22 protein-coding genes and 1 riboswitch are annotated in these 25,257 nt (G+C 33.3%); of the genes, 17 read left to right on the forward strand and 5 right to left on the reverse strand.

All coding sequences use genetic code 11. The features are described 5' to 3' along the window. The first annotated feature begins 45 nt into the window (after positions 1 to 45). The 3 genes from D2K40_RS05170 (at position 46) to rlmH (ending at position 2,343) form a co-directional block, all read left to right on the forward strand. A complete protein-coding gene (locus D2K40_RS05170; protein ID WP_117153640.1) occupies positions 46 to 1,077 on the forward strand; it encodes a hypothetical protein in 1,032 nt (343 codons plus the stop codon). 97 nt (positions 1,078 to 1,174) lie between these two features. Beyond that, positions 1,175 to 1,504, forward strand: coding sequence for a hypothetical protein (locus D2K40_RS05175; RefSeq protein ID WP_162879141.1), 330 nt, complete (start codon positions 1,175 to 1,177; stop codon positions 1,502 to 1,504). A gap of 359 nt (positions 1,505 to 1,863) precedes the next feature. Continuing rightward, positions 1,864 to 2,343: a 23S rRNA (pseudouridine(1915)-N(3))-methyltransferase RlmH gene (gene rlmH / locus D2K40_RS05180; protein WP_117153644.1), complete on the forward strand. Its 480-nt coding sequence runs from the start codon at positions 1,864 to 1,866 to the stop codon at positions 2,341 to 2,343. Between the two features lie 318 nt (positions 2,344 to 2,661). On the opposite strand, the gene radC is transcribed toward rlmH, so the two are convergent. The 4 genes from radC to D2K40_RS05200 all read right to left on the reverse strand — a co-directional run bounded on the left by radC (position 2,662) and on the right by D2K40_RS05200 (position 5,007). Next, a complete protein-coding gene (gene radC, locus D2K40_RS05185; protein WP_229666636.1) occupies positions 2,662 to 3,270 on the reverse strand; it encodes a RadC family protein in 609 nt (202 codons plus the stop codon). 193 nt (positions 3,271 to 3,463) lie between these two features. Then, positions 3,464 to 4,222, reverse strand: a complete 759-nt coding sequence (locus tag D2K40_RS05190) for a hypothetical protein (protein ID WP_117153648.1) — start codon at positions 4,220 to 4,222, stop codon at positions 3,464 to 3,466. A 25-nt stretch (positions 4,223 to 4,247) separates the two neighbouring features. Continuing rightward, positions 4,248 to 4,766, reverse strand: a complete 519-nt coding sequence (locus D2K40_RS05195; RefSeq protein ID WP_117153650.1) for a hypothetical protein — start codon at positions 4,764 to 4,766, stop codon at positions 4,248 to 4,250. A 28-nt stretch (positions 4,767 to 4,794) separates the two neighbouring features. Continuing rightward, on the reverse strand, positions 4,795 to 5,007 hold the full coding sequence (locus D2K40_RS05200; RefSeq protein ID WP_117153652.1) for a hypothetical protein: 213 nt from the start codon (positions 5,005 to 5,007) through the stop codon (positions 4,795 to 4,797). A 288-nt stretch (positions 5,008 to 5,295) separates the two neighbouring features. Here D2K40_RS05200 and D2K40_RS05205 point away from each other — a divergent pair, with 288 nt between their 5' ends. The 11 genes from D2K40_RS05205 (at position 5,296) to D2K40_RS05255 (ending at position 18,758) form a co-directional block, all read left to right on the forward strand. Beyond that, entirely contained in the window at positions 5,296 to 5,871 is a 576-nt protein-coding gene (locus tag D2K40_RS05205) for a restriction endonuclease subunit S (RefSeq protein WP_117153654.1), read from the forward strand. A gap of 14 nt (positions 5,872 to 5,885) precedes the next feature. Further along, positions 5,886 to 7,415, forward strand: coding sequence for a type I restriction-modification system subunit M (locus D2K40_RS05210; RefSeq protein ID WP_117153656.1), 1,530 nt, complete (start codon positions 5,886 to 5,888; stop codon positions 7,413 to 7,415). An 8-nt stretch (positions 7,416 to 7,423) separates the two neighbouring features. Beyond that, positions 7,424 to 8,704 carry a restriction endonuclease subunit S gene (locus D2K40_RS05215; RefSeq protein WP_117153658.1) on the forward strand — a complete coding sequence of 427 codons (1,281 nt, stop codon included), beginning with the start codon at positions 7,424 to 7,426 and terminating at the stop codon, positions 8,702 to 8,704. 42 nt (positions 8,705 to 8,746) lie between these two features. Next, positions 8,747 to 11,845: a type I restriction endonuclease subunit R gene (locus D2K40_RS05220; RefSeq protein ID WP_117153660.1), complete on the forward strand. Its 3,099-nt coding sequence runs from the start codon at positions 8,747 to 8,749 to the stop codon at positions 11,843 to 11,845. Between the two features lie 13 nt (positions 11,846 to 11,858). After that, a complete protein-coding gene (locus D2K40_RS05225) occupies positions 11,859 to 12,590 on the forward strand; it encodes a M48 family metallopeptidase (RefSeq protein WP_117153661.1) in 732 nt (243 codons plus the stop codon). A gap of 40 nt (positions 12,591 to 12,630) precedes the next feature. Next, on the forward strand, positions 12,631 to 14,208 hold the full coding sequence (locus D2K40_RS05230) for an SIR2 family protein (RefSeq protein WP_117153663.1): 1,578 nt from the start codon (positions 12,631 to 12,633) through the stop codon (positions 14,206 to 14,208). Positions 14,209 to 14,449: 241 nt separating this feature from the next. Continuing rightward, positions 14,450 to 15,796, forward strand: a complete 1,347-nt coding sequence (locus tag D2K40_RS05235) for a hypothetical protein (protein WP_117153665.1) — start codon at positions 14,450 to 14,452, stop codon at positions 15,794 to 15,796. Positions 15,797 to 15,832: 36 nt separating this feature from the next. Then, positions 15,833 to 16,339, forward strand: a complete 507-nt coding sequence (locus D2K40_RS05240; RefSeq protein ID WP_117153667.1) for a hypothetical protein — start codon at positions 15,833 to 15,835, stop codon at positions 16,337 to 16,339. Between the two features lie 311 nt (positions 16,340 to 16,650). Further along, positions 16,651 to 17,349, forward strand: a complete 699-nt coding sequence (locus D2K40_RS05245; protein WP_117153669.1) for a glycosyltransferase family 2 protein — start codon at positions 16,651 to 16,653, stop codon at positions 17,347 to 17,349. A 215-nt stretch (positions 17,350 to 17,564) separates the two neighbouring features. Then, the gene (locus tag D2K40_RS05250; RefSeq protein WP_162879142.1) at positions 17,565 to 18,272 is read left to right on the forward strand and encodes a glycosyltransferase family 2 protein; all 708 of its coding nucleotides are present in this window, start codon (positions 17,565 to 17,567) and stop codon (positions 18,270 to 18,272) included. A 156-nt stretch (positions 18,273 to 18,428) separates the two neighbouring features. Then, positions 18,429 to 18,758 carry a CHY zinc finger protein gene (locus D2K40_RS05255; RefSeq protein WP_373285558.1) on the forward strand — a complete coding sequence of 110 codons (330 nt, stop codon included), beginning with the start codon at positions 18,429 to 18,431 and terminating at the stop codon, positions 18,756 to 18,758. Positions 18,759 to 18,846: 88 nt separating this feature from the next. On the opposite strand, the gene D2K40_RS05260 is transcribed toward D2K40_RS05255, so the two are convergent. Then, entirely contained in the window at positions 18,847 to 19,425 is a 579-nt protein-coding gene (locus tag D2K40_RS05260; protein WP_117153675.1) for a biotin transporter BioY, read from the reverse strand. A gap of 362 nt (positions 19,426 to 19,787) precedes the next feature. Between D2K40_RS05260 and D2K40_RS05265 the strand changes: the two genes are divergently transcribed. The 3 genes from D2K40_RS05265 (at position 19,788) to D2K40_RS05275 (ending at position 24,766) form a co-directional block, all read left to right on the forward strand. Further along, positions 19,788 to 21,494, forward strand: coding sequence for an IS200/IS605 family accessory protein TnpB-related protein (locus tag D2K40_RS05265; protein ID WP_117153677.1), 1,707 nt, complete (start codon positions 19,788 to 19,790; stop codon positions 21,492 to 21,494). 139 nt (positions 21,495 to 21,633) lie between these two features. Next, positions 21,634 to 21,717, forward strand: a riboswitch (cyclic di-GMP riboswitch). A gap of 231 nt (positions 21,718 to 21,948) precedes the next feature. Beyond that, positions 21,949 to 23,715 carry a diguanylate cyclase gene (locus tag D2K40_RS05270; RefSeq protein ID WP_117153679.1) on the forward strand — a complete coding sequence of 589 codons (1,767 nt, stop codon included), beginning with the start codon at positions 21,949 to 21,951 and terminating at the stop codon, positions 23,713 to 23,715. A 130-nt stretch (positions 23,716 to 23,845) separates the two neighbouring features. After that, positions 23,846 to 24,766, forward strand: a complete 921-nt coding sequence (locus D2K40_RS05275; protein WP_117153681.1) for a TraB/GumN family protein — start codon at positions 23,846 to 23,848, stop codon at positions 24,764 to 24,766. The last annotated feature ends 491 nt before the right edge of the window (positions 24,767 to 25,257 follow it).

Here is a 25,257-nt window from a genome sequence, read left to right on the forward strand (position 1 = left end):
ATCTGTAATACGTGCACAACTAGTTACTTAAGGAGCGTGAGATAAATGTTTGATACGGTAAAATTAGCTGTTCCTTTAATACTAAATGAACAGGAGATTAAGGATATTGATTGGACACAAACAAATTCTTCCCAACGGTCATCTAATAATACTTCAAGAACGATATTCAAAACTTTAAATGACGATGATTATAAAGGGTGTCCGTTTATACGCTATACCTATAAAGAGGATGATCCTTCTAGATGTTGGTTAAAAGTAGAGGTATCCATTCCAACTTTTTTAAATGGAACAAATGTATATGAGCTACAAGATGGAGATATTGAAATATTCTTCAAAGTAATCCGTAAATATCTTTCTGTAAAATTGAAGATAAATCTTACTAGAGTGCCTCCAATAGAACAATGTACGGTTGAAAAGGTTCACGTATGTAAGAATTTTGATGTGGGCGATAAGAAACCACATTATTTAAGAGCGATGGCGAGTTGTATTATACCTAAGTATCAAAAGCGGTACTATTGTAGCGTTGGTAGTGACAAAGTTGAATCTGTTGAATGGAAAGCATCAAAGAGAAAAGAGAAAATATATGATAAGGAAGGGGAAATCCAACAACAGAAACAATACTGCAACAAAGCACGTCACTTAAAGAAATCTAAAGGACTATTAAGGTACGAAATTGAGCTTTCTGACAACGAAATTAGACAAATTAGTACAAATAGAAGAGCAGGTGTTGTACTAGATAATGCTATTGCTAAACGTATTATTCAAAATGGATTGGATCGAAATGGATTAAGTAGTGGTATAAAGTACACCTCACTACAACAAGTAATTGACGCCATTAACAAACAACCATTGGAACTTAGAACTAAGTCCTCCTTAATAGCATTTGTAACAGAATTATTATTCAATGGTGAGAATGAGTGTCGTAACAAATATGCATCATCGACTTATAGAAAAAGAAAACGACAGCTAAAAAATATATTAGGAGTGGATGAGCTTTTAATTGGTGACAAAACGTTACCACCTTTGAATGTGTTAACCAGACAAAAAAGGACTGCCTCTGTTGTTGCTAAACAGTAGACAGCCAAATAAAAATCTGTTGAATTGATTATATCATTAACCATTTATAACTTCAAAATCAATTTAGGTGTTAATGATGAAGAGAGGTGAAACGCTATTGAGTATAATTGTAGATATTACAGATACATTCCCAACACGTGATACATTGGCTATAGCGACTGTTAATCTACATTCTCTACTAATAGTATCAGGTGTCTTGCTAAAGGTAGATGATCTAACAGATCAATATTATGTTGAACTTCCACAAGCAACAGATGGACATGCTTTTGTTGAATTGTGTGAAGAGGCAACAAATGAGAAGGTACATGATTCAATGGTCTTTCAGTATGAAGAATACATAAGGTCATTAGAATTCGATAGCAGATCAGATTCGATTCCTTATACCTACAGACTTGAGAGAGAACGTATTGAAAAAGTAGAATTATAAACTATAGGGATACCCATACTATAAGAAGTAAGATGGTTTAGTACATTGCCCCAACTAGGAGCAGGGTACTATTTTTTTTGATTCATCCATTATATAAATTATCCAATGTTACAATTATACATATAAGAGTGTATATATAAGGGTAGGCTTAAAAAGGGAACTTTATTGTTGTCTTTTTTAATTTACTAAATCGTCTTGAAAAGCGATGATATCAAGGGTTTATCAATAAATAGCTTAAATAAATTCGTGGTTCAGAGCAAAAAAGTGTAGTAAAGTGAGTAAGTACTCCCAATATCAATTATCACCATAAATTTTAAATGATTTATGAATAAAGAAATAATTAGAGGTGTTATGTAATTATGCAAATACAAATCGTTAGTGTTGGTAAGGTCAAAGAAAAATATCTGAAATTAGGTATTGCTGAATTTGAGAAAAGATTACGTTCTTATTGTAAATTAACAATGGATGAAGTAAGTGATGAGCAAGCCCCTGAGCAACTGAGTGATAAGGAATTGTATCAATTGAAACAAAAAGAAGGAGAACGTATCTTAAACAAGATTAAACCGAATCAATACGTTGTTGCCCTTGATATACAAGGAGATAACTGGTCATCAGAACAATTGGCTAGAGAAATGGAGAAGTTGAGCATCCATGGTAAGAGTCAGGTTTCGTTTGTTATTGGTGGGTCAAATGGATTAAGTGATGATGTCCTAAAACGTGCAGATCAAAAATTATCGTTCTCAAAAATGACATTTCCACATCAACTAATGAAACTTATCTTATTGGAGCAGGTGTACCGTTCATTCAGAATACAGAAAAATGAGCCATATCATAAATAATCTTAAGCGATTATATTCATATCCGTAAGTAGGGTATTTATAAAAAATATTAAGTTTCTCAAATTTCAATGTTACAATTTTGGATTATGAAGGATTAATACATAGTAAATGACAAATTTTTATTTTTAAAAAATTTTATTATTTATACAATATCCTTGGAAAAACCTTATATACAAGGTTTGAGGTTAAATTACATAGCGGTACATACCAAAAAAGTGCAGACTATTTCTATCTTTAGCCCATATCTTAAGAAATTTAAAATGAAGCCAGTGTTGGTGCTATTTCTAGCACCTTCACTGACTTTTCTGAAAGGAATTTTTATAGATATCCTTTTTCTTTTAAACTCGCATATTTTTCGTGGCCAATGACAAGATGATCTAATATTTCAATCCCCATCATCTTCCCAGCCTCACCTAATCTTTTAGTAACATTAATGTCCTCCATACTTGGTGAAACATCTCCACTGGGATGATTATGAGCTACAATGGCACTTGCGCAACTACGACGTACTAGATGTTTAAAACATTCACGTGGATGTACGACAGATGCATTTAAGGAACCAATAAATACTGTTTCACGAAATAATATTTGGTTTTTCGTATTTAATCCTAGCACAACAAAATGTTCTTGATTTAAATATTGCATATCTGTCAAATAATCATATGCATCTTCAGGTGATCGGATAGTAAATCTTTGTTCAACTGGACAAGGATTCATACGAGCAAGTTGTAGAGCGGCAATGATCTGTCTTGCTTTTACTTTACCAATCCCTTTTATTTGAAGTAATTCTTCCTCCGTGACATCAAGTAGTTCTTGAATAGATGTATAGCGGCTGAATAGTTCATTTACTACATAGCTGTCTTCCTTTTCACGTGTAGTTGTTGCTAATAAGTTTTTAAAAGTGATTTTATTGATTGAGTTATTCATTATAATTTCCTCCATTGTATTGTAATAGTATTAAAAAAGGAGAGACGATCACCGTCCCTCCGATTGAGTAGATAAGCACTATGCGATATACTGTTGTTAAGATTACCTATGCAGATGAGTTCATTTTGCGGATGAGCTCATCTATTTTTGTGCATTAAAAAATACATCGACTGCTTTGCAATCCATGTACAACTCAATAGTTATATTCATCATCGTCTTCCATTTGCACTTCTTTTAGCAAGAGTAAATCTTGTATGAAGTCTGATGCTTGCCTTTTAGATAAATGCTTACTTCGTTCCACACCAAAAGTCATCTTCATCATTTCTTTTGCTACCTCCGTCGGCATATTCATTTCACCAATGATATTGAAGATTTTATACAGCTGAGCTTTTGTAACTTGGTCTTCACTTCTTTTAGAGTTTTGTTTTCTCGGAAAATCCTCAATGTCTTGAGTGAAAATACCACTCGAACGTGTTGCGGATAAGACAGCATCAATTAATGATCGTTTCTTAGCCATCTTCAATACAGTGTTAACAATCGTATATGCATCTTGATTTTGAAAAGATGATTCTTTGCTGTTACATGAACCTAAGCCTTCTGCTTCCATAACTCCATTATCTTTTCGAGTAAGGGTCATCTTCACTTCATAAGCAAAGATACCAACATCCCATTTTTCTATTCTATTGACTATTTCAATTGATTTTGAAAATCCGAATACATCACAGAGTTTTTCAGCACCCGGTTTTAATAATGTTGGCTTGGAGAAACCATTTACTGAACCATAATCAACACCTTTGATCATCACCTCATCTACAAATTTCTGAAGTTCTTCAATTCTACGTTTCGATTCACTAGATTTCACAACTAAGTTAGGTAGAGAAGATACATTAGAGTGATCACTCATAGAGAATGGTACGATGTTATTTATTGATTTTTGTTTATTTATCTTCATGTGATTTTCACCTCCTTTCAATGGATTAAGATCTTTTTTGAATTACATCAGCTAGTTTCGTTAAGCCTTTAGTAGTTTTATTAATCAGAAGCCTTCCAGCTTTATGATTTAATCGGTTTCCCTCACTAAATGTTTGGTTGGATATAGATAGTGTTTTAGAGATCATATTGTGTGCTGAGTGGTTCAATTTTTCTAGGTTGGTCGTAATGATTTCTAATACTTCTTCCCCCTTAGATTCCATAGTATCTGCAACATCTTTAAGAGCACAGCTAATCCTTGCACTGGTAGATATGTCAGCTTCTATTTCCTGTTCTTGCAAAAATTCTATTTCCTTTATTGCAATTTCTATCTTGTTTCTACTAACAAGCAAATGAGAGAGCCTCACATAATCATTACAATCGATAGCGTCTAATAAGTCATCTATAACTATTTCATGTTGTTCTATTAGAGATTGATATATTGTGTTAATCTCTTGCCTAGAAATGCTCTTTCCATTTATAAATTCCGCATCACTTTGATACTCTTGAAATACATTTTTACTCATAAATAATCTCCTCCTAATTTAAAATGAGTTAGTCTAATTTTTTGTTGAAATAGTGATAACCTCTTAAAGTTAATTTCAACAGCAAACCTTCTGACGTACTGTTCTTCATAATAATTAAATAAGCATCTTCAAGTTTTAGTAAATTTACTTGTTGAATGTCATACTTAATCAAAAACTTAACAGGAATCCACTTGTTTACTTCCTTTGCTTTCAATAGAATTTGTACCAATGTGTGATTCATACTTTTTCTCCTTTCTTAATTGCGCTCCTCTCACCACGCATGTCGTCTCTGTAAAATCAAAAAACGTCATCTATCCAAATGGATAAAAAACGTTTAGTATAAAAGGGGTGGGGCATGAAACGGACATGTCCCCCTTTCTATATATTCATGCAGGTACTCATAGAATTTATATCTAATTTTTCAGTAATGGTTACCTCTAATCAAGGTTTGACATACAAAAACAATTATTATAAGTTGTATTTAACAATTGTTAAATATTGAATATGACATATTGGAAGTGAGTGTAAAATGCACCTTCAGGATATTGCAGAGATAAAGACTGGTATTGTTCTAACCAGGAAAAAAGCGGAATTAGAATTTAACGTTAAAGCCACTTATCGGTTATTGACATTGAGAAACATTGAAGAAGATGGAATATTTAATGGTCAACCTTTTGATGTTTTTAAAAGTGATGATGTACTAAGTCCACGCTACTTCACTGAAGAAGGCGATATTGTGATGCGGTTATCTGATCCAAATACAGCTGTTTATATAAGTAAAGGCCAGGTTAATCTTTTGGTTCCATCTAATTTTGTGTTAATCAAAGTAAAAAGTGATCAAGTCTTACCTGAATATATTGCTTGGTATTTAAACAGGGATTCTATTAAGCAGGAGTTAGAAAAATCACAATCAGGAACACGGATAGTTAGCACAAACAAAAATGTGTTGAAATCCCTTTCTATAGAAATGCTGTCATTGGATAAGCAAGAAGCATTAATTAAATTGTTAAGGCTTCATCGCAAAGAAAAAAGGCTTTACCAAAAATTAATCATGGAAAAAGAGAATTGGTTTAAAGGCGTTTCTCAACAAATGTTACAAGGATAATTGGAGGAATAATAATGAGTGAAAAAGTAACGCAACAAGATATTAATGCAGTACTGTGGCAAGCCGCAGATACGTTTAGAGGAAAGATAGATTCAAGTATTTATAAAGATTACATTTTGACGATGTTATTCATGAAATATATAAGCGATGCTTATAAAGAGCATTTAGAAGAGTACACCCAAAAATATGATGGAGATGAACGTCGAATACAACGTGCTTTGTCTCGTGAACGTTTTGTATTAGAAGAAGATGCAACTTTTGATTACTTATACAGTAAACGTAATGATCCAGAAATTGGTGAGATTATTAACAAAGCATTAGAGAAATTAGAAAATGAGAATACCGGCAAATTACGAGGTGTATTCCGTAACATTGACTTTAACTCTGAGTCAGTGTTAGGAAGGGCAAAAGACCGGAACTCGATGTTACGTTCTGTGTTAGAGGATTTTAATAGATTAACATTAAAACCATCTGTTGTAGGTAGTGAAGATGTGATTGGGGATTCCTATCAATATATGATTGAACGTTTTGCAAGTGACGCAGGTAAAAAAGGTGGAGAATTTTTTACACCATCCATGGTTTCTGAATTGCTAGCTCGCTTAGTAAAGCCCGAAGAAAACGATCGCATCTACGATCCAACATGTGGATCTGGTTCATTATTAATTAAGGTTGCTAACCAGGTGCCAAACAAAAAAGTGCAAATCTATGGTCAAGAACGTAACGGTCAGACACATTCCTTAGCAATTATGAACATGTACTTACATGGTATCGATGATGCTAAATTAGAGTGGGGAGACACATTAGCTAATCCACTTCACTTAGAGGATGATAAATTGATGAAATTTCAACGTATTGTTGCAAATCCTCCATTCTCTTTGGATAAGTGGGCAATGGGATTTGCTAATGATACAACGAACGATAAAAAGTTCAAGATGGATGCATCATTAGACCCCTATCGACGTTTTGATTGGGGAGTGCCACCTAGTTCCAAAGGTGATTACGCATTTGTTCAACATATGCTTTATTCATTAGCTGAAGAAGGTCGCATGGCAACGATCTTACCTCACGGTGTATTGTTCCGAGGCTCAAGTGAAGGGAAAATACGTAAGCAAATACTAGAGATGAATCTTTTAGATGCTGTAATAGGAGTACCTGAAGCTTTGTTCTTTGGAACAGGAATACCTGCTTGTATTATGGTGTTCCAAAAAAATCGTAAGCGTAATGACGTATTATTCATTGATGCCTCAAGTGAAGGGGATTATGAAAAAGGTAAAAATCAAAACAAACTACGTGAACAAGATATCAAAAAAATCATAGAAATGTATGAAAAATATGAGACTGTTGATAAGTATTCATATGTTGCTTCGATGGATGAAATTAAAGAAAACGATAATAACTTAAATATTCCTCGATATGTAGATACATTTGAAGAAGAAGAGTTAGTTGATCTGAAAGCCGTTAAACAGAATATAAATGAAATTAAGTCCGAATTGGAAAGTGTTGAGCAAAAGATGAAAGAATATTTAAAAGAATTAGGATTGTAGGTGGTTGTATGGGAAAAATGAAAAGTAGCTTAACTCCACAAGGTTATAAAAAATTAACTGTTCCCGAAGATTGGCTTCTAACTCCTTTATATGAAGTAAGGGATAGTAATGATAGATATTCATTTACAGGTGGCCCTTTTGGTTCCGATCTTAAAACAAAGGATTATCAAGAAGAAGGTGTTCGAATTGTGCAACTACAAAATATAGGAGATGGAAAATTTCTTGATAATTATAAAATATATACCTCAGAAGAAAAAGCAAATGAATTACTTAACTCAAATATTTATCCAGGCGATATAATCATTGCAAAAATGGCTGAGCCATTAGCTAGAGCTTGTTTTATTCCTAATATTAATTCAAGACTTGTAATGGCTTCAGATGGAATAAGGTTAAAGGTAGACAAAGAAAGATTTGATGAAAGATATATTTTATACTATATAAACAGTAAAGTATTTAGAAATGAGGCTATCAGAAGAGGATCTGGAACCACACGACTAAGGATAGGATTATCGGAATTAAAAAGCATCCCTATAGCTCACCCTAACTATTTAGAACAAAAGAAAATTGCTGATATTCTCACTACTTGGGATAAGGCAATTGATTTAAATGAGCAATTAATTGTACAAAGGAAAGACCAAAAGAAATGGTCAATGCAAAAGTTGTTAACTGGTGAAGTTCGCCTACAAGGGTTTGATGGGGAATGGGCAGATGTGAAAATTAAAGATATAGCTAAAATCTATTTAGGTTTAACCTATACTCCAAGTTATGAACCTAATGGTGTTCCTTTCCTGTCAGTTAAAGACATTAATGGAGGTAAGATTAACTTTAATAATGTAAAATATATTAGTAAAGATGAATATGAAAGTTCTACTGCAAATGCAAAGCCTAAAAGAGGTGATATACTTTTTGGTAGAGTGGGAACATTAGGTAATCCAGTAATTATTACTGAAGATATTGATTTTTGTATATTTGTCAGTTTAGGATTCTTAAGGATGTTGGATGATAACATTTATAACTATTATATAAAATATTGGATGTCTTCAAACTTGTTTAAAAGACAGGTTGACTCACTAATTGCAGGATCTTCACAGAAGAATCTAAATACAGGGTGGTTAAAAGAATTTAAGTTAAAGTTACCTCCTATAGAAGAACAAAAAGCGATTGCTAGTTTACTATTGAATTTTGATAAGGAAATAGAGTTACGAGAAAAAGAACGGGAGCAACTACAACAACAGAAAAAAGGTCTTATGCAATTATTACTTACAGGAAAGGTTAGGGTAAAGGTTTAATTCCTTTATCCTACCTTTTAGTTTATTTATGGAGGTGAAAGTATGAAAGGTTTCCGGTATGATGAAATGACAGTTAGTCAAACCCCTGCAATTGAGGTGCTTAAGGGATTGGGTTATAAGAATCTTCCTTTAGAAGAAGCGGAACGCATGAGAGAAAACCTTTATAATGTAATATTAAAAGATGTCTTAGAACAAAAATTACGACACCTTAATGATTATGAATATAAAGGTATCACGAATTCTTTTAGTGAAGCAAATATACAGCAAGCAATCCGTGATTTAGATGAATCATTAACAGACGGGTTAGTAAAAACCAATGAAAAAATTTATGAATCTATTATGCTTGGGAGAAGTTATTCGGAAAATCTGTCTGATGGATCAAGAAAATCATTCTCAATTCAATACATTGATTGGGAGAACATTCATAATAATGTTTTTCATGTGGTAGAAGAGTTTTCTGTTGAACGTCAAGATGGGAAAGATACTATTCGCCCTGACATTGTTTTATTTGTAAATGGTATCCCATTTGTAGTAATTGAATGTAAGCGGGCATCCATTTCTATGGAACAAGGTATTAGTCAAATGATTCGTAATCAAGGTAAAGACTATGCGCCGCACCTATTTAAGTTTGTTCAACTGGTTATGTCAACAAATAAAAATGAAACTAAATATGCTACTTGTAATACACCAAAGAAGTTTTGGTCTGTTTGGAAAGAACAAGATGATAATTGGTTACAAAATCAATTAAATCAGGTTATTTCGGATCGGATTCCAACAGTACAAGATAAAAATATAATTTCTCTATTTCATCCAGAACGTTTATTAGATATAACACGTTACTTTGAATTGTTTGATAAAGATGTTAAAAAGGTAGCACGTTACCAACAATTCTTTGCTATAAAAGAGATTATAAAAACAATTGAACAACGTGACGAAAATGGAAATCGTCAATCAGGTGTTATTTGGCATACACAAGGGTCTGGTAAGTCACTAACTATGGTTATGTTAGCTAAATATATTTTATCTGAACTGTGGGAATATAGTCCAAAGGTTGTTATCGTAACAGACAGAGTCGATTTGGATAAACAAATTCATAAGACATTTAACCACTCAAGGCTTAAAGCAAGTCGGGCTTCTTCTGGAAAGCACCTTATTAATCTAATTAATGATAATAATGCTGATGTTGTTACTACCTTAGTGCATAAGTTTGATACTGCTTCAAAAAATCAGGAACCAATTGAGTCAAAAGATATCTTTATTTTAGTTGATGAGAGTCACCGTACACAGTATGGAGAATTGAACATCAAGATGAAAAAAGTGTTTCCAAATGCTTCATACCTCGGATTTACTGGGACACCCTTAATGAAAAAAGAAAAGAATACAATGATCCGGTTTGGAAAACTAATTCACCAATACACAATTGCAGATGGTGTAGCTGATAAGGCTATTTTACCTTTATTGTATGAGGGAAGAATGGTCGAACAATCAGTAAACCAAAAAGCAATTGATAATCGCTTAGAAATGATTACACGCCATCTAAATGACGAGCAAAAAGATCAAGTAATGAAAAAGTGGAGTAAGTTTGAGCGAATTGCATCCTCAGATCAACGATTAAACACCATTGCATTTGATATAAATAAACACTTCTTGAATAACTATAAAACACAAGGATCTAACTTTAAGGCAATGCTCGCAACGAACAGCAAAATAGAAGCAATTCGTTATTTGGAAGCATTTGAGGAATTGGAAGACTTAAACTGTGCTGTTATGATTTCTCCTCCAGATCAGAGAGAAGGACATGAAGCGGTTGATGAAGCTTCTAATGATAAAATACAACAATTCTGGAAGCGGATGATGGTTCGTTATGGTGATGCAGATAAGTATGAAGATGCGATTAAAGATGAATTTGTTAATGGTGATGATATCGATATACTGATTGTTGTTGATAAACTATTGACTGGCTTTGATGCACCGAAGGCTTCTGTTCTGTATATCGATAAGCCTATGAAAGAGCATACACTACTGCAAGCAATTGCTCGTGTGAACCGTTTATATGAAGGTAAAGATTATGGTGTTATCATTGACTACCGTGGTTTGTTAGAAAAATTAGATGAAGCTATGGAAATGTATAGTGGAGCAGGGCTTGAAAACTTTGATCCTAATGATTTAAAAGGTGCAATTCATGACGTGGTTTCCATTGTTGGTCAGCTACGTCAACATCACTCTGACTTGTGGCAAGTATTCGCTCCAATCAAGAACAAGAGGGACACAGAAGAATATGAAGTTTTATTAGAAGATAAAAAGATAAGAGATGACTTCTATGATGTCTTGAGTAAGTTTGGTCGTAATGTTGCTATCGCACTTGAGTCTGAACAGATTTACAATGCATTAGGACAAGAGGAATTAAATAAATACAAACGTGATTTAAAGTTCTTCCAGGAATTAAGGAAAAGTGTTAAGTTGCGATATTCTGATACGATTGATCATAAAGAATATGAAGCGAAAATGCAAAAATTGATGGATCAGTATATTTCATCAGAAGAAATGATGCAAATCACAAATCCAGTTGATATTTTGGATCGTGAGCATTTTGAAAAGGAGATGGATCGACTAGGTTCAAAACGAGCGAAAGCTGACGCAATCCGTACGCGCTTAACAAAAAGTATAAATCAAAAATACGAAGAAAATCCTGCGTATTATAAAAAGTTTTCGGAACGTATTCAGCAAGCTCTAGACGATTATAAAGAAAAGCGTATCAGTGAAGCAGAATACTGGCAAACAATGAATGAAATGAAAGAAGAATATCGTCAAGGTGCTTCTGAAGACAATTATCCAGCCAATTTAAAAGGGAATGGTAACGCACAAGCCTTTTATGGTGTGACTAAAGAAGTTTTTGATAAAGTAAATGAACAAGAAGCATCTTATGAAATTGTTGGTGACTTGGCCTTAGATATGGATGGGATTATACGAGAGCATACTAAGGTTGATTGGCATGATAATACCGATGTTCATAATCGTCTTGAACAGGAATTAGATGACTTACTTTTTGACTTTGCTGATAAGCACGGTATTAAACTTGATTTTGATAAAATTGATAAATTAATTGAACAAATCAAAACTGTAGCATTACGACGTTATTAAGGTGATGACAAACATGAGTGAACACCACATTGAATATGACAATCAAATGATTGTATTTGAAGTTGAACGCAAGAATGTTAAAAATGTAAATTTAAATATTAAACCAGATATGACAGTTAAAGTATCTGCAAATGAGAACGTTCCACTAGAATTTATAGAAGACTTGGTAAGAAAGAAAGCACCTTGGGTTTTAAAACACGTAAAGGGTTTTGCTAAAGTACAGCCAGAGAGAAAAAGTGAGCGTGAGTACGTGAGTGGTGAATCTTACAAATATCTTGGTAAACAGTATCGATTGCGTGTAAAACAAGTAGACGAGAAAAGTATAGAAGGCGTTAAGTATTTAAGGGGATTTATTCATTTATATGTTCAGAACCCTAACGATTTAAATAAAAAGAAGCGACTAATTCAAGAGTGGTATAGAGAACGCGCAAATAAAATATTTTTGGAATCCTTGGAAAAGATCTATCCCAAGATACAAAAGTATGGAGTTGAAAAACCTACCTTACAAGTACGGTCAATGAAAGCTCGTTGGGGTTCTGCATTAATTGACTCATCTAGTATACAAATAAATTCGGAGTTAATTAAGGCACCAAAACCCTGTATTGATTATGTGATTTTGCATGAGTTGATCCACTTTAAATACAATGATCATAGTAAAAAATTCTATGAGATGCTGTATGCTTTGATGCCCGATTGGGAATCTAGGAAAGAGATATTGGATGAGGATGTAGTGAAGGAATTGTAGTACGAATCAATTAATTTGTTATTTTTAGGAGGTGTTGGTGTTGGACGCATATATTAAAGAAGCAGTAGAAAAGCAATTGAAAGACTTTGATACACTTCCATTTTTGTTTGTGGGAGCAGGGTTATCTAGAAGATATTTACAAACAGACAGTTGGGAAGGTTTATTAGAATATTATGCAAATATCTCCAAAGATTCAGACTTCGGATATCGAATGTATAAAGAAGAAGTAAAAAACTATGAAACTTTAGTTGGGGAAAACCCAAAACTCGCATCTCTAATTGAACAAGACTTTAATAAAAAATGGCTAGATTCACAAGAATACAAAGATGCGAGAGAGAGACATAAAGAGTTAGCACTAGCTGGAGTATCTCCTTTTAAGATAGATATTGCAGAGCGACTAATAAATAAGCAAGGAAACCTAAATAGTGATTATGAGGAAGAAATTAAACTTTTTAAGGAACTTAGTAGTAAGCATATTGCAGGAGTAATAACTACAAACTATGACACATTTCTTGAAAGTTGCTTTGAAGACTATGATGTATTTATTGGTCAGCAGGAGTTGATCTTTTCAGTTATACAGGGTATAGGTGAAATTTATAAAATCCATGGAAGTGTAGCTCAACCTGAATCCATAGTAATTAATGAAAATGATTATACAGAGTTCTTAAATAGAAATGCTTATCTAGCTTCAAAAATATTAACATTATTTTTAGAGCATCCAATTATCTTTATAGGTTATTCAATAAACGATCCGAATGTAGAGGAAATTATGTCATCGATAGTAGAGTGTTTAACCGAAAAGCAATTGGAGCTATTAAAGAATCGATTTATTTTTGTAGAATGGAATAACTCTGATAAGGATGACAGTATAAGCACTTTTCAGAAGAGTTTTAAAAACGGAAAAAGGATTGATATGACTTATGTATATATCAAAGATTATGCATGGTTCTATAAGTCGCTTTCCATAATTCAATCAAAATATAAAGCACCAGTATTAAGAAAATTAAAAAGTCAAATTTACGACCTAGTTATATCAAGCGAACCATCGGAGAGTCTGAAGGTAGTAAATTTGGAAGATGAAAAACTTGAAGATTTAGAGGTAGTCGTGGGTGTAGGAGTAATCAGAGATTTTGCTGAAAAAGGTTATGAAGGTGTATCAGTTAAAGAAATATATGAAGATGTAATATTTGATAATAAGAATTTTGACTCTAATATGATTGTAGATAAGGCTCTACCTACACTGCTTAGGAGACATAATAACAGCATCCCTATCTATAAGTATACCAAAGACTATGATGGTACTTTACCTGAACAAATTGCAAAAGAGAAAAAAACCGAATTACGGCAATTTTTAAATAGAGGATTGATTAACAGAAGTGCCAGGATTGAACTAGAAACAAGATCAGTGGAAGGGGTCACAAGGGTATATGATTTAGCAAAGAGTTTAGAATATATATGTCTTCTAAAAGAAGAGGAATTGAATTTTTTGGAGTTAAAAAGTTTCTTACAAAAGACTATGACGGAGAATCCAGAGATATTAGATAGAAAAGATAAGCAAATTTCAACAAACTTTAGGAGAGTCGTGAAAATATATGATTTTTTAACATATGGAGAATAAATGAGCCCGAGAAAATGTGGCAAGGTATAGGCACTTGCGACACTTTCTAGGGCTTCGATAATTAACGCACTTATTTACAGTAAGAGTATTACTCTCACGATAAAGATTAGCGTTGTTCAATATTTTATGTAAGTTAAAAATAACATATGTACACAAAAGCGTCAATTTAAATCTTTTTACATTAACTTTCAAAAACATGCATTTTTACGTCAATATGTAGCTGTGAGGGGTGGGGTCTAGGATGAAAAAATTAGCTAAAAAAGTATTGTATCTATTGAGGTTTAATCAGGATAGGAATCAATGGAACTGTGGCCTAGAAGACAAAGAAACCTGGAGGATAATAACTGCAATAGCTGACCATAACGATTTTTCAGAGATTATTGATATTGAAGATGCAGAGGACTGGATTCTCAATATTTTTAATTGGTTAGATTTACATAATAAAGAAGAATTACAATTAAGTGACGCTTATGAAGTGCTTAGACTTCTGAAAAATAATCTAGAAACAAATGTAAAAGATTATTGGGTTATCTTTCCTTTAGTGAATGCTACTTTAGGTAGCACAATTAATATAAGTGATGGTATATATATTGTAGGTGGTGAAGAAGAGGATATATTAGAGCAATTACACGGAATAACTAAATTACCTCTTCGAGAACTAGAAGGTAGGTTTGAGCATACTATTAGAACAAGATCATCTGCTTTCATATCACATCCAGTAATGGCAATAAAGAAGCATCATCAATTTTCAAGTGTTAATCGAATGGCATCGGATTCGGTCTTTTACGCTATTAGTATATTAAATGTCCTATATAGAGCTAAGATTTATCCACAGTATGAAAATACTAGAATTTCTTTAGCGATGTCAAAATTATTAAGAAATAGAGGTGATTCAAGAGAGCTAGACAAAATAAATAAACATATCACGGTGCATGGTGAAAAGAATTGGCGTCATATACCTATTAATTTCAATTATACTTGTAATTTTAATTTAGAATGGTTAAAGCAAGCTGAATATAAAAGTCGCTTTATCGAGTTGTATAATTGGACACAAAATAGGGATGACATAGAAGAATTAAAAGTTCGTTTTTTAAGGGCATTAAAGTTCTTTATAAAAGCAATGAATTTTGGAAAGATACATAATTCGTTTGATAGTGAATCAGATACTGTTCTATATCTAAACATTTCTGCTGAAGTAATGCTGTTGAAGAAGAATGAAGATAAGAGGAATGTAAGAAAAGATAAATTAACATTTCTTCTAGATAATTTGGTTAATGTTAATAGTGATCAGAAGGAATCATTTGAAAACGTTTGTAAGTCAAGAAATGAATTCGTACATGATGGTTTAGAGTATATAGATGATTACTTTTATAGAAATGAACTAGATCCGTTCATAAATGATGCTAAAGGTAAAACAGATTTAGATATTTTTATAAAGGTTATTGCAACACTGATTAGTAAAGCGGATCTGTATATTGAATTTGCATTAAACAACAAAAAACATAGTAACTTCAATGTAAAAGAATCGTGGTTTAACTTGTTAAAGGAGAGTTACGATGGAAACAATATATTGATTACTGATATATAGATGTGTGTTTAAAGCCTTTAAATAGGAGGTTTAAATATGGAAAGTGAGATTATAAGTTTTCCAGATTTTATAGATGGATTAATGTATTTTCTTCTTCTTTTTGGGATTGTCATGACAGCTATAGGTTTTATTTTAACTTCAACTTTTAAGACAGTCTTTAACATGAGTTTGTTAAAAGGAGTGGGCTACCTACTCTTTTTTGTGTTTGTTGTTTTTTTTAATTCACAACATAATGCTACAATATTTGGAGTGCCATGGGTATTTCATCTCCCCCAGAATATTTCGCTTTCAAATATTTTTGTAGCAATATTAGCATTATTTGAGGGGATTGACCACGCAATTAAATTTATTAATGACGAAAGCGTCCTCAAACAAGACGAGGTTAAATACACAAAGCAGATGGTTGTAGAGCGACTGATTGAAATGGACATGTCTGATATAGCAATTGAATTAGAAGGTTGGAAAAACAAAGTAGGAAAAGATACAGGATGGGCTAGTTGGTTTAAAAGTAAGTATCCAGAAAAATATAAAATGATTCGATAAAAGTTTTTGGGGGAGGTAGAAATAAATACCTCGCCCATTTTATGTGATAAATTATTATACCCTATAAACAGGTACGGTGAACCGTATCATAAATGAACTACAAAAAATTTAAATGGATGTCCCTGTAAATAGGTTGAGGACATCTATTTTTAGTTTAAATTCAAAAATGAATCACTTAAAGAAATATTTTTTATCTTTTAACAGAATCTAATTTGGTTATACCACTATTTGAAAAACCCACACGTATTAATCCCCTTTTAATAATATAACTTGTAAAAAGATAAAGTAATTAATGGTGAGGAGCAGTAGAAATGAAGAAAATATCTATTATCTTACCGTATCAATCCGATAACGGGCCGAGAGATAAGGCTTTTAGTTGGGTGAAAAAATTTTATGAGGCTACTATGCCGGAAGCAGAATTAATTATTAGTTCACAAAAGAATGGTACTATTAATGTATCTCATGCCTTTAATAATGCTGCTGAAACAGCGGCAGGAGATATTTTTGTACTGGCAGATGCTGATATTATTTATAACCCAGCAATTTTAGACGAAGCTATTAAGTTGTTAGAAAAGTATCCATGTGTCATTCCTTTTCGGGGTGTGGTTGATTTATCACAAGATAAGACAAACAAGTTGTTGGAGACAGAACCAAACTGGCCACTAAATACTACTATTGATGATTATTCTATTGATAACAAATATGGAAGCTTTGGTGGAAAATTGAAGGTTATGAGCCGTGAGACTTATAAAGCAGCAGGTGGATTTGATGAAAGATTTGTTGGTTGGGGCGGAGAAGACGATGCGTTTATATATGCTTTGAAGACACTTTGTGGCCCCTTTAAAAAGCTTGAAAATCAGGTTATACACTTATGGCACCCGAAAATAAACTGGTATAATGCTCCCAATGCTAAAGATAATCGGAGTCTATTGAAAAGATATAATAGGGCGATTGGAAATAAGGAGGATATGCTAAAGCTTATAAGTGAACGAAAGCGGCCAATACTTTAGTCTGGGATTTATGTAAAGATAAGAAAGTATATTGTTTAGATGGTATACAATACCATAGCTGAATACTAAATTAACACTAACTAAACAATTCTATTCAAAGTTTCTCTACAATTAAAAAATTTATTTAGATTGATATAAACCATACAGAAATAATCAGGCAAATTATATATTCGGGAGGGTTAATAGGATTAGTTAGTGCAATTGGAGGAATGACTATGATTAGTGTATTAACCATAACCTATCAACGTCGGCATCTATTAGAGGAAGCCATTGAATCTTTTCTTCGTCAAGATTTTTCAGGTGAGTCAGAAATGGTAATTATTAATGATAATCCTAAAGTCGAGTATGTATCTGAACACCCTAAAGTCCGAATCATTAATATAAAAGAAAGATTTGAATCACTTGGAAAAAAACTTAAATTTGGTTTTTCTCAATGTAAATATGAATATATATACCGCCTTGATGACGATGATTTATTAGCCCCTTGGGCATTGAGTCATACATGGGATGACATTATTACTAATCCAGGTTATGAAATTTATCGAAGCAGTGGTCATTATTTTTTTGAGCATAACAAATTCAAAAAGATAGCTGGCAGTGTTAATAATGGAAATGTCTATACAAAGAAATACTTGTCACGTATTGAAATACCTGAAATCGGCTATGGACAAGATTCCAAGATGACTTTTAATTTTAATGCAAAAATTTATAAATCGACCCGTGAACAAAAAACTATGATATATCGCTGGGGCATGGACACGTATCATTTATCAGGAATGGGAAAAATCAGTGAAGATGCTAGACATGAATGGACTGACCGTATTGTTGAAAGGTTAGCAAAGAAAAGAAATGCAAACGTAGAGGAAGGAAAAATTATACTTCAACCTCACTTTCAAGAAGAATATTACGAGCAGATTGATTGAATTGATCAGATACCAGACAAATGAGCAGTAATTTTTAAGGCTGAATTACTTTGTCATCGTAAAATTCTAGGGGAAACGAAAAAAGTGAACATAATTATTATAGCGTATGACTTAGAACTCATCTTAAAAACCAAATAAGAAGGTGTTAAATTGAAAGTGCATGGCATTAACGTACATGGAGCATTGATAGATAAACAAACCCGTTGCAAGCATTATGATAAACCTATTGATATTATTGCAATTAAATTTAAATGTTGTGAGACTTATTACCCTTGTTATAAATGCCACGCAGAGGAAGCTGATCATCAAGCAAAAGTGTGGGGGAGAGAAGAGTTTGATCATAAAGCTATTCTATGTGGTAAATGTGGGGAAGAATTAACAATAAACGAGTATTTAAATAGTAATTCTTCCTGTTCTTGTTGCAACGCATCCTTTAATCCAGGTTGTCAAAAACATAAATACTTGTATTTTGAAGGGAATAATTAAACTACTAAGAATAAAAAAAGAGCGTAGGTAAAATTAATTGTCTCATTGTACTCAGCGACCATTTTTTATCCACGCACTATTTCTGTTGTTAAGCAATCGACTTATCCTTTAAAACAATCATATTTCTGTTTATATTCTTATATAGTCTAGGTGCCAATACACCTGCAAGAATAGATAAGATTATATCCTTTGGAAGGGGTAATATCATCCATGACCATGCAACACTATAACTAATTGCATCGGATGCTGCTAGATACTTGTAAGAAAAATACATCCAATTTGTTCCAAAAACATAATTAATTACGAACCCAATTAAAGCAGCTAGGATAAAGTTTCGTTTAGAAGGTTTCCACTCAACAATTTTACCGACCACATAAGCTACTATAATATAAGATAAAATGAATCCGAATGTTGGACTGACGATAACAGACAATCCTCCTGAAAACTTAGAAAATACCGGTGCACCAGCAAGACCAATTAGAGCGTAAACGATCATCGCGATAGACCCTAAACGACTCCCTAATAGTAGACCAGCTAAAATACAGAAAAAGGTTGTTAGTGTAATAGGAACACCACCAATGACAATGAATGAAGTTATATTTGCTCCAATAGCCATTAAGGCAGCAAACATACCTGAAAGTGTTATATCAATAGCTCTTAATTTCATACCTATCTCCCCTCGTATATAAACAATTTTTATAAATGCTCTTTGATTAGGATAAAGGAGTGCGGTTTTATTGTCAACCCTAATTAACTATTGGTTAACATTAGTTGTTAATTAGATTGTTAAAATGGAAATATATTTTAAAAATGCTTAAAACATACAAAAAGTAATAAAAAGCAATAAAAGTCTAAAATTTTGTTAAATTTATCGAACTTAGGCGAGAAGACTCCTTCCTCAAACACGTTAGTGTTAGGTGGGAGATGAATCGCTTCTTTTTTTGAAATTAAAAAGCAAATCACAAGACAAACATTGGTTCGATTTGATATAATTATGGTACCAGAAATTTCACAAAGGGTGTGTTGGTGTTGACAATAAAGGCTTATTTTTCGAATCGTGTATACAAAAACGTAAATACAAAAGCTTCTGTTGAAGATACGCAACACACTCTTTTTGTATTTAATCAAGCAAAACAATATCGTGTTCAGAGAGAAGTTCGTGAAAAACGAGGGTCAAAAGAAAAAGGTAAATCTTCGATTCACCAACAAGTGAAAGCAAAATTCGGACTAACAGATTACTACGTGAACAGCGCTGTCCAAGAAGGTAAAGCCTTACTTTCGGCACAACAAGAACTAAAGAAGATGTACATTTCTAATAAAGAAGAACAGATGAAATCCGTTAAAAAGAAAATAAAAAGCACAAAATCTCGCTTAACTGTTTTGAATAAAATCAAAAACTCTTTTATAAAAGAAAAACCCAACTTTAACAAAACGTCTCCTGAACAGCAAAAAGGAAATTTTTTTGTTGTGAAATTCAAAACAAAAACAGATTTGTATTACAACGCATATGATTTCGAACACCTGTATATAGATAATCAAATAAAACATATAACGTCCCGTTTGGGACGTTTGGCGTTCAAACTAGATAGATTTGAAAAACAAACCGAAAGTCTCGAAAACGGCGTAAAAAGTGTATGTTTTGGTAGTAAAAAGCTAGCTAAAGCTAGAACCACAACAGAAAAGTATCAAAATAATCCTGCACTATGGAAACGGGATTGGTATCTCGCTCGTTACGGGAAGATGACCATTTCGGGACGAAAAGATGCGAAATCTGGAAACTTTGTTTTTCATTACAATCCAGATACCAACCAGTTAACCTTTAAAGCGATAAACGGCAACGTTGTAACTTTTGACAACGTTGTATTTCCATACGGACAAGAAAATGTAGAAAATGCTATCCATACGCAATTGGGATTAAAAAATAAAAAGCACTTTGGCAAACCTATCGGATGGTCGATTGAGGACCATGGTGAATACTTCGTATTCAAGTGTTTAGTCGATGTGCCACCAAACCCTTATGTGAACTATTCTAAATTAGGAGGTATCATTGGAGTAGATTCTAATGTTGATCACTTGGCCATTTCCAACGTTAATAGTATCGGGCAACTAATCGACTCTTTTGTATTAAAGTTCGATATTGAAGGTAAAACAAGTGGCCAAGTGTCCAAATTAATAGAAGCTGAAATAATTACCTTAGTTGATTATGCCGCAAAGCATAAAAAACCAATTGCGATAGAAAAACTTAACACAACCAAATCAAAAGTTAAAAATACTTATGGCAATAAAAAAGCGAACCGACGCATGAGTCAATTCGCTTATAACAAAATTGTAATGGCTATTAAATCAAGAGCTGATAAAGTTGGTGTTGAAATTTACGAAGTTAACCCAGCTTACACCAGTCAAATTGGTAAAATGAAATACATGAAAAGATTCGGAATTTCGATTCATGAGTCTGCTTCCTATACAATAGCTCGAAGAGCTATGGGTTTCAAAGAAAAGCTTCCACCAGCGTTGCATTCACTTGTTCCAGAGCAGAAACAAGGTCTACATCACTGGGCGCAATGGAGGTCTTTTTCATCCTGCCTATCTTTTGTTAGAGTGCACGTTTTCTACAAGATAGAGCTTTCTGGTCAAAGCAGGTTGAGCTCTTGGAGCTCACTATTCTCGCAAAGGGCTACGTCAGACTTTGAGAGAATAGGTTTGTCTCGATTGGAAAGCAGAAAATCCAAAGCCTAGTTGAACGGGTTTCGGTTGTGCGTAAGCGCATGCCTCGGTAATCCCCTTCCTCAAAATTTCGTTAGAAATTTAGGTGAGGGTAGTTCAATGTATAATAGTATAAAATAGTAATTTATACTCATAAATCACATATGTGTTAAATGATAAATGGCAAACTTATCGAAAGGTAAGGACGCAAAACTAAGGGTCTAAAGTTTCTAACTATGATCGCCGGGTTACCAAAGAAAGTACGCCTATTTATGGTGAACCCTTTTCTTGGGTTCACTTTTTTTTGCTGTTATAGCTGTTTTAGAGTGTATCTATTATGACTATATTCTTTCAATAAGTTTATTTCTGTCATCAAGGGCTTAAAAAATTCTGAACAAGATGTAGCGGTGGTTATTATTATACAAACAAGTTGAATTGCTTAAACTCTACTATTACAAACTAATCTGGGGAATAAAAGAGGGATTTAATGAAACGTAAAATCATTACCGCATTGAAACCGCTTACTAAAAATATAAATCGAATTTCTATTACGGCATTTAGTCTTATTCTTTTTCTGATGATTCTAATTGGAACCAGTTCTATCATAGGGATGGAACGATTGAACAAGGTGAATGTGCTCCTCGAAGACTCATACAAAGTACTTATGCAGATCCAAAATATAAAGGAATCGATGGTAAGGGCGGAAGATGCAATTCGAGAACATTTTTATGGAAATGGATGGAAAAGTTACACGGATGGAGGAATGGGTGCATCGGCTTCCTTTGACATGGATAATCAAAAACTGAATGTAGATATACTTAATGTTGGAGATGAATACTCGTGGGCTATTCAAATTCTACAAGGCTCATTCACGCTGGATCAAAATAAAAAATATAAATTATCGTTTGATGCCATGTCTACAACAGATAGATCCATTAAGTTGTTATTCCAGAACAGCGTAGATTACCAACAGCACTATAATAAATACATCGATCTGACTAATAAAATGAACACACACACAGTCGATTTTCATATGAAAAATGCAAAGGATGTATTAACTCAAATTGTCTTCGCTCTTGGGAATATACCAGGAAAACCGGTACATGGAAGACATGTTTTAACTATTGACAATGTTTCATTAATTGAAGTAGATACAGGTAAACAACTACTTAATAACGGTGAGTTTATTTCTAAAGATGTCCAATCTACCTTGTTGCAGTCTAAGATGGAGGTGATGGAAGCTATGGATTCTTACCAAGCGTACATGTCGGAACGGCCTATGCAAGAGGGGTTATTTAATGAACTTAATGTACTTATAGAAAAATGGCTTCAGGAGAAACGGCATATGATTCAAGATTTAAATTTAAAATTAGATGTAAGCGGTAATTTGAGTGCAGATTCTGAACTACAATCATACCAATCCGTAAATGAAACTCAAACGAGGATCAGTCAAATTATCCATCAAATTAAAGAAATGGAAGAGAACCGAATGGACGAGAACAGAAGAGAAGCAACTACTGTCAAGCGACTTGTGTTCGTAACCTTGGGGCTCATCGTCTTCTTTTCTATCATCTTGTGTGTGACCATATATTCATATCTCAACAGAGCAATTACCAAACCAATTAAGGAAATGTCGAAATTGTTAAAATCAGCCGAAAGTGATGTTTCTATGGGAAAGAGAGAAGTCATTAAATATGATAGTGACCATCTTGCCATAAGCGAAATCTATCAATTACATGATCATATAATCCACTATTACAATTTAATGAGCGAGCAAATTCAAATTGACGGATTAACAGGTTTAACCAATCGAACCACTTTTGACCATATAATCGGGAAATCCATAGATAATCAAGATCCATTTTATCTTATATTGGTAGATATTGATAATTTCAAGGAAGTAAACGATACGTATGGGCATTTGGTAGGGGATGAGATTATTAAGCTGTGTGGCAAGCATTTACGCACCATAGCTGACGAAAGAGATGTATGCTTCCGATATGGAGGAGAAGAGTTTGGAATATTGATTCGGGGTAGAGAGGTGGATGATGATAAGGTACTTGCTATTGCGGAAGATTTGCGCATTGCAATTGCTGAGACTCCGAATCCGACAGGCGATTTAATCACAGTATCCATTGGTGTATCAAAATCTCAACAGGGCGATAGCTCGCCAATCCCGGTGATACAACGAGCCGATGCAGCACTGTATCATTCGAAGTTAGAAGGGAAAAATAGAACAAACATATTTAACTAGTGTTCAGATTTACTGTTAGCGCCGTTAAACTGCACTGCATCATAATATACACACCCTGTTATTTCAATTGAAACCTTTTTTTTTATTTTTCGTATAAAAGAATATCAATGAAATAGATAGGAGTGTAGATTTGAAAATTTTCTTTCACAAAAACATAGTGCTCATTATTGCGATAATGCTCATAACACTTGGTCTGACAGCTTGTACAACAAGTACAAACAAAGAGGAACTAGACGATAAAGGTGGACTATTTTGGAAGGTAGAGAAAAATGGTACTACTGTTTATATGCTGGGCTCTATACATTACGCAACAGAGGATTATTATCCTCTTCACCCAGAGATTGAAACAGCATTTTCTAAATCCGATTACTTAGTTGTAGAGTCAAATGTTTTAAATCAAAAAGCTAGTCGAAAGCCTCTTTACGATGATGAGACATCATTACAAGATCATTTGCCAGAAGAGTTGTATGAAGATTTGCAGGAAAAATTAAATACACTTGGTATCTCCATTAGACAAGTGGAAAGATATAAACCTTGGTATGTTGATAAGTTAATTCAAGACGTGAGTTTACATCGAATAGGCGAGGAATTTAGTTTGGGTATTGATATGCACTTTTTAGAAAAGTCAACAGATAAAGAAATTATTGAGTTAGAAGGTTCTGAATTTCATATAAATATGTTCGATAATTTTTCTGAATCTCTACAAATTGCCCTTTTAGAAGACACTGTAGAAACAGAACTTGAAGAATACAGGCAATCAAGTAACGAATTTAAAACCATTTGGGAAAATGGTGACTTAGGGGAACTGGAAGAAATATCTTTTGCATTGTTAGAGGATGATGAACATCAAGAAGAATACGATGAGTTTATAGATAAAATGATAACGCAGCGAAATATTAGAATGGTAGAGAAAATCGAAGAATTCCTTGATTCAGACGCACAAACCTACTTTTTTGTGGTTGGAGCAGGACACTATCCAGGTGACATAGGTATTATTCATTTATTAGAGGAACAAGGTTATGATGTAACAAGACTCATACATGAAGTTTGACTCATTAAAAATTTAAAGCTGGAGCAAGATAGAAAGCCTCTTAGAAATCTTAGAAGAGAGTTTTTGGTTTATTTTAGGGATTAGTCGAGAACCCTTGTAACTTCAGTCATGATGCAACAGGACCTATTTGAAGATTATTCGGATAGGGCCTTTTCTATTTGGATAAGTAGTTGGACCAAACAATAGTGGTATATCAACTGTACGCCATCTTTTAAAGTGTTAGTAGTGAAAAATGGAGGTGTGTCAGAAATGACTATTGGGTAGGTCATAAAATACTGATCAGAATAAACAACGGCATTCATCACCTCATTGAAATAAGGTGATGAATGCCAAATTATTGTAAAATAGAATATTTGCTGAATATTAATAATAGGATAGATACGCAATAATTAATTTTCTGGGCTATAAAGAATTTATCGTAGTTTATGTAATGACATAAAATATCCATATACATACGTACGAAATTTGAATATACTGAATTTATAAACATT

The organism is Paraliobacillus quinghaiensis, from assembly GCF_003426025.1.
GTDB lineage: Bacteria > Bacillota > Bacilli > Bacillales > Amphibacillaceae > Paraliobacillus_A > Paraliobacillus_A quinghaiensis.

What these genes read in the sequence shown, in the direction of transcription:
- D2K40_RS05220 (WP_117153660.1), top strand. Translation starts at nt 8,747, where the DNA reads ATGAAAGGTTTCCGGTATGATGAAATGACAGTTAGTCAAACCCCTGCA.
- D2K40_RS05195 (WP_117153650.1), bottom strand. Translation starts at nt 4,766, where the DNA reads ATGAGTAAAAATGTATTTCAAGAGTATCAAAGTGATGCGGAATTTATA.
- rlmH (WP_117153644.1), top strand. Translation starts at nt 1,864, where the DNA reads ATGCAAATACAAATCGTTAGTGTTGGTAAGGTCAAAGAAAAATATCTG.
- D2K40_RS05205 (WP_117153654.1), top strand. Translation starts at nt 5,296, where the DNA reads ATGCACCTTCAGGATATTGCAGAGATAAAGACTGGTATTGTTCTAACC.
- D2K40_RS05170 (WP_117153640.1), top strand. Translation starts at nt 46, where the DNA reads ATGTTTGATACGGTAAAATTAGCTGTTCCTTTAATACTAAATGAACAG.
- radC (WP_229666636.1), bottom strand. Translation starts at nt 3,270, where the DNA reads ATGAATAACTCAATCAATAAAATCACTTTTAAAAACTTATTAGCAACA.
- D2K40_RS05215 (WP_117153658.1), top strand. Translation starts at nt 7,424, where the DNA reads ATGGGAAAAATGAAAAGTAGCTTAACTCCACAAGGTTATAAAAAATTA.
- D2K40_RS05225 (WP_117153661.1), top strand. Translation starts at nt 11,859, where the DNA reads ATGAGTGAACACCACATTGAATATGACAATCAAATGATTGTATTTGAA.
- D2K40_RS05210 (WP_117153656.1), top strand. Translation starts at nt 5,886, where the DNA reads ATGAGTGAAAAAGTAACGCAACAAGATATTAATGCAGTACTGTGGCAA.
- D2K40_RS05270 (WP_117153679.1), top strand. Translation starts at nt 21,949, where the DNA reads ATGAAACGTAAAATCATTACCGCATTGAAACCGCTTACTAAAAATATA.
- D2K40_RS05260 (WP_117153675.1), bottom strand. Translation starts at nt 19,425, where the DNA reads ATGAAATTAAGAGCTATTGATATAACACTTTCAGGTATGTTTGCTGCC.
- D2K40_RS05190 (WP_117153648.1), bottom strand. Translation starts at nt 4,222, where the DNA reads ATGAAGATAAATAAACAAAAATCAATAAATAACATCGTACCATTCTCT.
- D2K40_RS05200 (WP_117153652.1), bottom strand. Translation starts at nt 5,007, where the DNA reads ATGAATCACACATTGGTACAAATTCTATTGAAAGCAAAGGAAGTAAAC.
- D2K40_RS05235 (WP_117153665.1), top strand. Translation starts at nt 14,450, where the DNA reads ATGAAAAAATTAGCTAAAAAAGTATTGTATCTATTGAGGTTTAATCAG.
- D2K40_RS05250 (WP_162879142.1), top strand. Translation starts at nt 17,565, where the DNA reads ATGATTAGTGTATTAACCATAACCTATCAACGTCGGCATCTATTAGAG.
- D2K40_RS05245 (WP_117153669.1), top strand. Translation starts at nt 16,651, where the DNA reads ATGAAGAAAATATCTATTATCTTACCGTATCAATCCGATAACGGGCCG.
- D2K40_RS05240 (WP_117153667.1), top strand. Translation starts at nt 15,833, where the DNA reads ATGGAAAGTGAGATTATAAGTTTTCCAGATTTTATAGATGGATTAATG.